The sequence below is a fragment of the Confluentibacter sediminis genome, assembly GCF_003258355.1.
GTDB lineage: Bacteria > Bacteroidota > Bacteroidia > Flavobacteriales > Flavobacteriaceae > Confluentibacter > Confluentibacter sediminis.
The window spans coordinates 178,049-190,582 of sequence record NZ_QKPO01000004.1 but is presented as its reverse complement, the minus strand read 5'-3'; the positions used below and the strand labels follow the sequence as shown (position 1 = coordinate 190,582).

The following is a 12,534-nucleotide window of genomic DNA, read 5'->3' as shown; positions in this document are numbered from 1 at the left end:
TATTTCTATTAAGCCATAGCAACCTTATTCTCAAATAACAATGTCAAATTTTTATATTTCCGAATATTTAATTTACATAATATTTGGGTTTGAGATAAGTGTAAATATTACAATTATTTTCTTTAAAATTATCATATTCATTTTTTTTGTTTAGATTTGAATATGCATTAATAAAAAAACAAGTGCAAAAAACAGAAACATATACATTAACATTGAAAGAATACAAATATTTTTTCAATAAATTATATACTTCATTATGCTTGTTTTCAAATAAGTATATTGAAGACATTGAAATATCAAAAGATCTAGTTCAAGATGTTTTTATAAAAATCTGGGAAGACAAAATTGAGTTTCAAAGTGAAAGCAGTGTTAAATCATATCTATATACTTCAGTAAGAAATAAATCCCTCGATTATCTTAAAAGCAAACTCTATAAATCAACATCTCACTTACCAATAAGGGACATAGAGAAACTAGAAACAGAACCATTCTTTTTACGTGAAGTAGTTGTCTTAGAGGCTTCAACTATTATTGAAGAAGCTATTAATACTCTTCCGTACAAATGTGCCCAAATTATTAGAATGAGTATTAAAGAACTTTCAAATGCTGAAATTGCCAATACCCTAAGTTTGTCAATTAACACGATTAAAGCGCAAAAAAAAATAGCCTATAAAAGGCTAAAGCCACTTTTAAAAGAGCACTTTATTTTGATAGCGTTTATATTTATAAGTTCTAAATAGACTATTTAATTCCCCTTTTTCCAAAATTTTTAATTTTTTTTAACTTTTTCTTAACCCTCTGTGTACTTTTTATCGTCTTATGGTTAATAAAGCACATATTTTAGATAATTTAACATATGTTTCATGCCCATATTTAATAAAATAATAGTCCTATCAAAACAAATTGCAGCATCTTTATTAAAAGGTGAATTACCTACTGATTTAGATAATTTTGAAATTTTCGACAAAAAAGACAAACAATACATATTAAAGAATCTCACCGATGAGTCTTTAATAAAACGACGTAAAAATTTAACAAATCAAATCAACAAGCAAGCCGATTTAGAAAAGGTTCAAAATAAAATAACCATTCCTGTACGAAAGATATCATGGAAATATGCAGCTGCAGCTGCAGTACTTGGTATATTGACAACCAGTTATTTCTTTAAGGACAACTTGTTCCCCCCTACTAAAGGCATCTCCAAAATTGTAGATAGTAAGATAGAAACAGGAACCGATAAAGCTATTTTAACATTAGAAGATGGTTCGACTGTTGCGTTAGGAAAAAGTACAACATATCAAAAAAACAATATAAGTAGCAATGGTGAAAAATTGGTATATAACCCATCGGAAAAATCAAAAAATAAAATAAAATATAATTATTTAACCATTCCAAGAGGGGGCAAGTTTTCTATAAAGCTGTCTGATGGCACTCAAGTATGGTTGAATTCAGAATCACAATTAAAATATCCCGTTGTATTTGTTGAAGGTGATATCAGAGAAGTAGAGCTTGTTTATGGTGAAGCCTATTTTGATGTTTCTCCCAGCACTAAACATAACGGAGCTAAATTTAGAGTTATAAACAAAGATCAAGAAGTAGAGGTCATAGGAACGGAATTTAATATAAAAGCCTATAAAGATGATACAGATACTTACACGACTTTGGTAAAAGGAAAAGTGGCTTTAAGCTATGAAGGAAAAAAACAAAATTTATTACCTAATCAACAATCTCATTTAGATTTTAAGACTAATACGCTAGCGTTAAAAACAGTAGATGTTTATAATGAAATTTCATGGAAAGAAGGCGTTTTTAGTTTTGAAAATAAATCATTGAAGGAAATCATGAAAGTTTTAGCCAGATGGTACGATATAGAGGTGTTTTTTGAAAATCAAAAAAGTGAGAATGTAGAGTTTAATGGGATATTGGATAAAAATCAAAACATAGAAGAAATACTAATCATTATTAAAAATTTTAAAATAATTAAGGACTACAAAATAAACAATAAAACAGTACTCTTAAAATAAGAGTACTTCACAAAAAAAGGGCGAAGTCATAACATGTGGCGTGTATCAAACTTCGTCCCTCTAAGAGTGTATTAATTAAATGTTTAACTAACACAATGCAAATTTATGAAAATTAAATCAACTTTTGTCCGTTCGATTATTCGGAGACGGCTATTATTCCCAATTATGAAAACGTTTATCTTTCTATTTTGTACAACAGTTTTCAGTTTAAATGGAGAAAAATTATTTTCACAAGAAAAAGTTTTGATTGATCGAGATCAATTGGTTACCGTTGACCAGGTTTTTAAAATCATCAAACAGCAAACAGATTATCGTTTTATTTATCCAAGAAACTTATTTAAGGATGCTCCAAAAGTACAATTGGAAAAAGGAGAGATTTTGGTAGCAAAGTTACTAGATAAAAGCTTATCAAATGAAAACTTAAATTTTGAATTATCTGAAAAAAACACCATTATTATTAAAGAAAAACCAGTAGTGACCAATTCAAGTCCTTTAGATAATACAAATGAACAAGGTATTGAAATTTCTGGAACTATATCAGATAGTAATGGCCAACCATTACCTGGAGCTAACATTATAGAAAAAGGCACCACAAATGGTACGCAGTCAGACTTTGACGGTAATTTTACTCTTCATGTTTCAAATAAGAATGCTACACTTGTGATTTCTTATGTTGGTTTCTTAACAAAAGAAATAGTTATTGGTAATCAAACTAATATTGCCATTATGTTGGCTGAAAATGCAGCTGCGCTAAACGAAGTTGTGGTGGTTGGTTATGGAACCATGAAGAAAGCCGACGTGACCAGTTCAGTAGCCACTGTAAAAGCTGATGATTTCATCAAAGGAAGTGTTGCTGACGCAGGTCAATTAATACAGGGAAAAGTAGCTGGTCTAACAATCATTTCTCCTAGTGGTGACCCTACAAATAAAACCCAAATTCTTTTACGTGGAAATACTTCGCTTATGGGAGCAAATCAGGATCCGCTTGTTCTTATTGATGGAATTCCTGGCGACATGAAAACAGTATCGCCTCAAGATATTGAGTCCATTGATGTGCTAAAAGACGGTTCTGCAGCTGCAATTTATGGTACTCGGGGAACAAATGGTGTAATCCTGATTACAACAAAAAGTGCACGCGGAGATGGAAAAAGCACCGTTGAATATCAAACCTTTGTAAGTACTCAAACTATCGCTCGGAAGCTTAATTTATCGACCGCTGCCGATTTTAGAGATCAGATTGCCGCAGGTTTCCGCCAAAATGAAATGCCTGATTATGGAGAAAGCACAGATTGGTTTAAAGAGATAAGCCAAACTCCATTGATTCAATCTCACAACTTAACATTCCGTGGTGGTAACCAAACAACTAATTACCTGATAAGTTTAAACTATGATAACAAGGAAGGAATATTTAGAAAGTCTTACAATGAGAAATTCTCAGGTCGCGTGGATTTTAACCATAGTATGTTTGATAATAAACTGAAATTCAACATCAATTTATTTAGTTCCTCTTCGAAATGGAATGGTTTTAATCAGAATATCTACCGACAATCGGTCATGCAAAACCCAACCGCTCCTATTAAGAATCCTGACGGAACATGGTTTCAGGAACTTACGAAGTTTGACTATGAAAGTCCCGTATCAGATTTATACGAAAGTGATGGGCAAGCAAACAACCAAGTTTCGAGATATAAAGGCTCTGTTGTCTATGCGCCGATTGATGGCCTAAAATTATCCGGAGTCTTTTCATATGGGAAAAGAATTGAAGAAAATGGCTATGCTGAAACGAAACAACATGCAAGTACCTTACGGGATAATCGGAATGGTTATGCATCTATTGGAGGAAATGAATCGATCGATCACCTGATTGAACTCACTGTAGAATACAAAAAGTCTATAAAGGATCATAATTTCGCTATTTTAGGAGGGTATAGTTATCAGGATAATGAATACAGCAATTATGGCATGAGAAACTGGGATTTTCCAACCGATAAGTTTGGATACAACAATATTCAACTTGGACAAGCTATTAGTAGTGGAAAATATGAGGGCATGATTGATAACTATAGACAAAAGACCAATCTTATAGGCTATTTCGGGCGTTTCAACTACAATTATAATAACAAATATCTTTTGATGGCAAGTATACGCCGTGAAGAAGCCAGTCAATTATGGGGTACGAATAATCCTTGGGGTACATTTCCAGCAATTTCAGTAGGTTGGAGAGTTACAGAAGAATCTTTCATGAAAAATCAGACCCTATTTAATGACATTAAATTAAGGGCGGGATATGGAGTCACTGGGTCACAACCTTCTGATTTGTTCAAGGCAGTTGGAATTCTTGATTATGGTTATGGCTATGTGTATTCCAATGGTAATTGGATAAAAACACTGGTTCCTGCTTCTAACCCAAATCCTAATCTGAAATGGGAAGAAAAACGAGAAACAGATATTGGCGTTGATTTCAGCATGTTGGATAACCGTGTAAGCGGTAGCATTGATTACTACAACCGACAGGTCCATGATCTTCTATCCATATTTGCGGTGCCGAGTCCTCCTAATCTTTACAATCAAACCTTGGCTAATGTGGGTGTAATGGAAAACAAGGGATTGGAAGTTATGCTCAATTTTGAGGCTGTTAAAAACAAAGATGTATTTTGGAATACCAGCGTTGGCTTTTCTACGAACACTAATAAGCTGGTCAGTCTTTCAAACGACATTTACCAACAGTCAACAGATTATTTAAGGGTAGGAGCTATTTTCCCTCCAATTCAGACTTTCTCCCATCTATTAAAAGTTGGAGGGCCGGTTGGTGATTTTTATGGCTATAAGGTAATTGATATTGGCAACGACCAGACTGGTGACCCAGGGAATTATGGGCAATGGGTTTATGAAGGAGCTGATGGCCAACCTGTAAAATATACCGATTTTGGGCATTCTTTCGAGGACAAGAAAGTAATTGGGAACGGCATTCCAAAATACCACATCAGTTGGAATAATACCTTTAAATTTAAGAACTGGGATTTAAGTATTTCACAAAGAGGTGCGTTCAAATTTCAGGTGGCAAACCTACAACGTATGATGTTTGAGAATCCGACATATGTCCAGTACAATGTGCTCAAAACAGCATTCGATCCGATATTTGGAAAAACCCAATTAAAATCACCACTTGAGTTCAACAGCTATTACATCGAAAATGGGGACTACTGGAAAATTGATAATATCACGTTGGGGTATAACTTCAAAAGTATAACCGGGATCAAATTCCAGTCGGCGCGCATTTACACATCGGTACTTAACGCTTTTATCATAACTGGCTACAAAGGGATAGACCCTGAAGTTAGTTTACGCAATGGAGTCTCAACAGCACAGGCAGGTGTTGTTCAGACGCCAACATCTGGATTGGATCCAGGAATGGACTCTCCGTACAAATATCCTACTACGAGAACTTTTACTGTTGGACTTAACGTGACATTTTAATTATTAAATTAGAGAGAGATGAAAAAATTAAAATATAATACCTATTCAGGAGTAGCTTCTGTTGCACTCTTACTTATCTTAATGACTTCTTGCACAAAACTAGAAGATACTTCTTATAATCAGATTATTTCAAGTGAATTTGTTCCATCCGCTTATGATATACCAGCAATTACCGGTGCACCTTATGTAGATTGGCGTGGTCTTCTCCTACAATGGAATACCGTATATCGTGCACAGGAAGTTTCCGGTGATCAAATGTTAACTCCTGCTCGGCCAAATGGTTGGGTTGATGGAGGGGTATACCGCCGAATCCATGAACATAAATGGACAACCGATGATGATATTGTTATCAATATCTGGACAAGGGCATACGGTGGAATCACCAATTGTAACCGAATAATTTATCAAGTCCAAACAGGACAAATTCCTGTTGCAGCAGAAGACGTTGATCCATTAGTCGCAGAGATGAAAATCTTAAGAGCCTCCTATTACTGGATTTTATGTGATATATACGGTAACGTACCAATTGTTGATAATTTCGATGTGCCTGAAGGTTATTTGCCTCAGCAAAACACCCGAAAAGAGGTATATGATTTCATAGTAAAAGATATAATCGACAATATCTCGATGGTAAGCGAAGAAAACAATCAAGAAACCTATGGAAAATTTACCAAATGGGCAGCCCTTAGCCTACTGGCCAAATTGTACCTTAATGCTGAAGTGTACACTGGAACTCCACAATGGAACGCTTGTATTGAAGTGTGCGATGAAATCATTAATTCAGGCAAATTTAGTTTGGAATCAAACCAGAAAAATGTATTTATTACAGAGAATCAAAATTCGAATGAAATCATTTTTGCGTTGCCATTTGATTCAAAGTATGTCAATGACTGGAATTCGTTTGATGTACACATGCAAACATTGGATCCAGGCAATCAAAAAACTTATAATTTGGAATATGGTCCCTGGGGAGGCGTTTGTGCTGTTCCTCAATTTATAAGTACATTTGATACACTAGATTCCAGATATATTGATAATTATATCAAAGGACCACAGTATGCCGCAAATGGAGATCCCATCATAGCAAGCATGGGCGATTGGGCAGGTAAACCATTATTTTTCCGCAATTATGTTGCCGGAGTTGATGAATCAGAAGAAGTAGATGGATTTCGTTTAGGCAAGTTTGAAATTGCCATGGGAGCTACCAACCGTTTGAGCAATGACTGGCCACTTTTTAGATATGCCGATATTTTGATGATGAAGGCAGAAAGCCTCTTAAGAACAGGATATGCTGATGAAGCAGCAGTTATTGTCTCTGAAGTACGTGCTCGTAACTTTAGGAACAATCCTGAACGAGCAGTGGTTACTGGAGCAGAACTCATGGGAGGAAGTACCTATGACTATGGTTTGCGTAATCACTTGCAATCAACTGAAGAAGGTGGAGCTAATATTCAATATGGGCGTATGCTTGATGAATTGGGTTGGGAATTTTGTCAAGAAGCCCGTCGGCGTTCTGATATGATCCGGTTTGGCGTTTTTACCACCAAATCTTGGTTGTCTCACTCACCAAATGGTGATTACCGTGCTTTGTATCCAATTCCACAGAGTGAAATTGCCAAAAACTCAAATCTGACTCAGAATAGTGGGTATTAATATTATTTAAATTGCTTATAATTTTAATATCTAGTGGTAAGTTTATATATAAACTTACCACTAGATATTATAACTTAAAATAAAAAGAAAAGAATTATTTTAAAATGTAGCCCTTGACTTATATATACCTACGCTTTATTTATCAGACAAGATAAATGCAGTAGAATTCCTTTTAATTTAGAATCAGAATCCTTTGCGAAAGAAATTTTTCAACCTTCTTGAAACAATTTAAAACTCCCGAATGGTTTAGAAATTCTAAGTTCTGAATGTGGGTACATTCGAAACCACAATGCCTGCCAGAACAGGGTGATTGGTACGCTCGAAACATGTATGAATCAAGGTAGTGCATAATATAATTCTCATTTATAAAAAGTGTCCATATTGAGATAACGGTTGTTAATGGTGTTTTTATTTTAGAGTAAAAACACGTTTTCCTAAAGCCTTCAAACCTGTTAAAGAATCAATAGCCTTAACTTGAACCAAATACGTATTTTTTGGTAAATTTTTAGGAATCTCAAAACGCCATAAATGTGTGCTTACTGTTTTTGGCTTTGGCATGGCACTAATATTCTCACCACTAAAACGACCTAATTCCTGAAGCTTAAACAAGCTCTTTAATTTAGGGGCTACTCCATCATATCTCTCCATCTTTTGCCAATGATTCCCGTCAAAGCTTATCTGCACTTCGGTATCATTTTTACCTGCAAATACATTGGCATAAATAAAAGGCTCATTTAAATCATTTAAAGATGTATCCCACTCATTTATTTCAGGAACTGTTATTTCCATTTGAAACTCTTCGGATTTTCCAGATACTTTATAAGTAAGCTTATTATCTTTTGTTTGTAAAAACCAATAACCTTTTGGCGTGCCGTCATACATAAAAGAAAAAGGTATATTGGCACTGTCATGCGGTCCTTGCCACCAAGAACCACAAACAGCACCTGCTACTAATTCTCTTAACTCTGTAAGACCTTCTCTTTTAAAACTTTTTTGATACTGCGTATGCGTATGGCCAGCAGCAATAAAAACATTGTGATAATCTTTGAATAATTTTATGAATCGCTCTTTATCTTCCATCTCTTCCAACGGGATGTGCATAAATATATACAGCGAATCGTGCGTATCTTTCATAGCTTCTAATAGCTGACGTAAGAAAGCGTATTGATCTTCATCAATCTTTCCAATATAATTTTTATCTTCCTTTGGATATATATTATTCACTACCAGACAAAGTGATTTACCATATTGAAAAGCATAATAAGATGGTCCGAAAAACTTCTCAAAATCGGCATCTCTTTCATTCAGAGAAGTGGCATAATAGTTTTGATCATGATTCCCCATAACATTAAAAACGGGTGATCCAATTAAGCCTAAACTTGATGACAATGGCTCAAACATATCATGATTATCAAATGTTAAATCGCCCAAAGGCACAATAAAATCAATTTGTTTACCTGCTAACTCTTCTGTTACCAATTTATTAACGTGATGCACATCATCAATAACATCTACTTGTGGATCCCCTAAAAGGACTATATTTGAACTATCCGCTTCATCATGTACCAATAAAGGAAAATCATACGATTGTTTTCTATCTTCAATATTTGAAATATAGAACTGAGGTCTATTCTCTTTTAATGGAGACAAATAGAGGGAAGGCTTTACAATAAAAATACAATTTCCTTTTATAGTTGTTATTTTATAGATTCCTTGCTTATCACTAAGAACAAGGTCTCTACCATTTGAAACTAAAACATCTGACAAAGGTATTTCGCCCACATCCCATTTTTGATTATTATTTGTATCAACAAAAATTTTTCCACTAACTGTTGTTTGCGAATAAGCAGAACAAAGCCCCATAATTCCTAAAACAAAAAAGATAAAAAATTTCATAATAATTAGTTTTTTGAAAGTTTTAAAAGTGAAAGTATTTTATGAAACACCTCGTTATTTTCGTAAACCCCAGTAAATTCACCTGAATGTGGTCCATATGCAAAGATAGGAACCAAAGTTCCTGTATGATCGTGTGTTGTAAAATCACCTTCAATTTGATGCGCCTTTAAATCGCCTTGTGGAATACTAAATCCTGACGTTTCATGATCTGCCGTAATAATAACTAGAGTTCCTTTATTGGCATCTGCAAATTTGATGGCTTGGGTTACTGCTTTATCAAAATCGACACCTTCACTAACAATGCCAGCGACATCATTTCTATGTCCGTAACTATCAATTTGCGCCCCTTCAACCATTAAAAAGAAAGGTTGTTTTTTACTTTTAAAATAAGCTAAACTATGTTCCGTGATTTCAGCTAAAAGGTTATCTCTTCCTTCCAAAACTCCTGGCACTCCACTATTAGACATAAAAAAACCAACTTTATTATTTTTTGAAGTACCAATGGCTTTAGGTGATTCCAAAATTTTAAAATCCCCAAAATCATTAAATCTATTTTTACCACCGCCAGCAAATAAATTAAGCTTACTTTTCAATAAATCTTGGGCGATATTGTGTTCTTCTCCTCTATCTTTTTGATGTGCGTAAAATGCAGCTGGTGTTGCCCCAGTAACATCGTCCGTGGTAATAATGCCCGTATTAAATTGGTGTGCTTGTAAAACTTCAGTGATATTTTTTATTCGTTTCCCTAAAGAATCCACACCAATAGCCCTATTATATGTTTTTTCTCCAGTAGCTAATGCCGTTCCCGCTGCTGCAGAATCTGTTGTAAAATCATCTGATGATTGCGTTTTCATTAAGCCTATGCTTTTTAATTGGGTTATAGTTAATGTCCCATTATTGGCGAGTGCAGCAGCCGAAAGTTCAGACAAGCCATTTCCATCTCCAATAAGCAAAATAATATTTTTAACGGATTGTGATTTTTGATCGTATTCAAATGAAGGGGTATAAACCTTTGAAAACACCTTATTTGTATAAACACGTTGCGGCAAGCTTTTTACATACTGAATACAATTAAAAGGATGGTCTGTGTTTATAAAATCGATACCTAAATCGGCAAAACATTTCCAAGCTGATTTTGAATCTGGTGTACCCCAAAACCGAAACGGTTTATTAAAACGTTTTGCCTCTTTAATAACATTTATAATTCTTTCCTTATCTGCTTTTGTTAATCTGCCTTTACCATTCCATTGTGAAAAATTACCATAATCTAAACTTACAAGTGACACTTTTTGCAAAGCATCTGCAGAAATAGCATCTAAGCTTTGATAATCGAATGTAATATAATCAGGATAGTTTTTGTATTCGGCTGGCTTTGGTCTATTACCCGAAATAGCAAAACTTATTTTATCGCTATGAATTAAAATTGGGTAGTTTTTTAAAACGTTTATAAGAACATCAAGCGTTTTATATGCATCTGATTTTACATCGACAAGCAATTGAACATGCTTATTTTCGCCAAAACCAAGAGAAACTACTTTTTGTAAAGGCTCAAGATATAAATTTTCTATGGTGCGCCCTTCAATAATATCTTCTTCACTATGTGTTGCATATAGCTTATTATCCTTTAAAAACACATCAACTTCAATGGAGTTTGCCCCTGCCGAAAAAGCATTCCAGAAAGGAACGGCTTGACTATAATCGTTATGGGAATGTACATAGGGCAAGTTTTGTGCTGCCATTGTATTGATAACTAAAAAAAATAAAACTATTTTATGAATTTTTGACATGATTTTAAATAAAATTTAAACGAAGAAGTTAAAGGGAGCCATATAACTCCCTTCAACAATAAAAAACTAACTGAATGAAAAAAACTATTTTACCAATTTTTATTTTGAGATATTCCTGAAGAATTTACTGATTGATTAGGAATTGGCCATACGTTCATATACGATGGGTCAAAATTTCTTGCAGGCCATATTTCTTCGATATTATAAGACGAATTTGGATTTGAACGGTCTGTATGAATTCTACCATGTAGTGGTTTGCTGTAAACCTCTTTTGCATCTCCCCAACGCACCAAATCAAAATGTCTGTCGGCAAACTCTCCCGCCAACTCTACTCTTCGTTCATGTTTTAAATCTGCCATGGTCGCATTTGTTATTGGAGCAAGACCTGCTCTATGCCGTACCAAATTTAAAGGCACATCTCCATTTTTCCCTTGCATAATTAATGCTTCCGATTTTATTAATAAAATCTCTGCATACCGTAATATAGGGACATTGTATATTGTGGTTGGACTATCTCCGCTAGGGTTTATATAAGTTCCTATTGGATTTTCAAATTGATACTCGTACATATATTTGTTAAATTGAAAACCGGACAATGAGTTTTCTGATTGATAGGTTCTAGTTTCTCCAAAAAACTGAAATTCGTCACCAAACTTAAGAATGGTTACTTCCCTTCTGGGGTCTCCATCTTCAAATGCATCATACAACTCTTCTGTTGGTTGGTAATAGCCCCAACCGTTATATATTCCCCAACCTTTATTTTCCAACATAACTCCAGGCAATTTACTTCCACCTTCTATACCTGAATCAACAGACCAAATGTATTCACTAGTCCAGTTATTTAAATAACTGTGTAATAATCTATAATCTTTAGAAGGATTACCGGTATCTATTAAAGCTCTTCCAGATCCTGAATTGGTAACGGCATCACATGCTGCAACAGCATCTGCATATTTAGTAGGGTCATATTGCGCCCAGTACAAATACGTTTTTGCAATATAAGCTAAAGCTGCATCTTTATGAGCTCTTCCATAATCATCCGCATTATATGTTGTATACAACGGTAATAAATCCTTTGCTTTATTTAAGTCTTCAATGATTTGCTTATAATTATCTACCACACTAGCTGGTCGCTCATAACTACCTGCTTCGTCATTCATGTTTTCCTCCGTAACAATTGGGATCCCTCCGTTTGGCCCATTATCTCCATAGTGATATGCTAACCAATGATAATGGAAAGCTCTCATAAAATAAGCCTCTCCTAAAATTCTTTTCTTCAAATTATCATCAATATTCATCTCTGGAACATTCAGTAAGATATCATTAGCTCTTCTTATAATTTTATAACTTTGTGGATACATCCATTTTAAACCACTTTCATCCCCTTTAATATTGAAGTTTTTAGTATTATCTGCATAATCTTTTATACGTCCGGTTACCATGTCGTCTGAAGCATTTATATACCACATGAATCCTCTGGTAAACATATCTTCATCTTTCATGTAGAAATACATACTATTTGCAGCTTCTACGGCATCTTGCTCTGTTTTCCAAAAGTTACCATAAGAAGAACTTCCTATGGGTTCTAAGTTGGTAAACTCATCGGAACAAGATAGTATTGTTAAACATGTAACGCCCAAAAGCACCATTACTGTTTTATAAATTTTAATATTCATTTTCTTGATTTTTTAATTAAT

At 34.3% G+C, this 12,534-nt stretch carries 7 protein-coding genes; 4 read left to right on the top strand and 3 right to left on the bottom strand.

All coding sequences use genetic code 11. The features are described 5' to 3' along the window. Positions 1–182: 182 nt before the first annotated feature. The 4 genes from DKT72_RS04260 (at position 183) to DKT72_RS04245 (ending at position 7,154) form a co-directional block, all read left to right on the top strand. Positions 183–740 (top strand): RNA polymerase sigma-70 factor, encoded by a 558-nt coding sequence (locus DKT72_RS04260; RefSeq protein ID WP_111307624.1) that lies wholly within the window; start codon positions 183–185, stop codon positions 738–740. A 123-nt stretch (positions 741–863) separates the two neighbouring features. Continuing rightward, positions 864–2,024, top strand: coding sequence for a FecR family protein (locus DKT72_RS04255; protein WP_111307476.1), 1,161 nt, complete (start codon positions 864–866; stop codon positions 2,022–2,024). Positions 2,025–2,189: 165 nt separating this feature from the next. Further along, on the top strand, positions 2,190–5,501 hold the full coding sequence (locus DKT72_RS04250) for a SusC/RagA family TonB-linked outer membrane protein (protein WP_162623233.1): 3,312 nt from the start codon (positions 2,190–2,192) through the stop codon (positions 5,499–5,501). Positions 5,502–5,756: 255 nt separating this feature from the next. Beyond that, complete coding sequence (locus DKT72_RS04245; protein WP_235841606.1) at positions 5,757–7,154, top strand: RagB/SusD family nutrient uptake outer membrane protein; 1,398 nt, start codon at positions 5,757–5,759, stop codon at positions 7,152–7,154. A gap of 408 nt (positions 7,155–7,562) precedes the next feature. On the opposite strand, the gene DKT72_RS04240 is transcribed toward DKT72_RS04245, so the two are convergent. From DKT72_RS04240 to DKT72_RS04230, 3 genes are all read right to left on the bottom strand, one after another. Continuing rightward, on the bottom strand, positions 7,563–9,050 hold the full coding sequence (locus tag DKT72_RS04240; RefSeq protein WP_235841605.1) for a calcineurin-like phosphoesterase C-terminal domain-containing protein: 1,488 nt from the start codon (positions 9,048–9,050) through the stop codon (positions 7,563–7,565). 5 nt (positions 9,051–9,055) lie between these two features. Continuing rightward, positions 9,056–10,837, bottom strand: coding sequence for an alkaline phosphatase (locus tag DKT72_RS04235; protein WP_235841604.1), 1,782 nt, complete (start codon positions 10,835–10,837; stop codon positions 9,056–9,058). Positions 10,838–10,926: 89 nt separating this feature from the next. After that, on the bottom strand, positions 10,927–12,513 hold the full coding sequence (locus DKT72_RS04230) for a RagB/SusD family nutrient uptake outer membrane protein (RefSeq protein WP_235841603.1): 1,587 nt from the start codon (positions 12,511–12,513) through the stop codon (positions 10,927–10,929). Between the last annotated feature and the right edge of the window lie 21 nt (positions 12,514–12,534).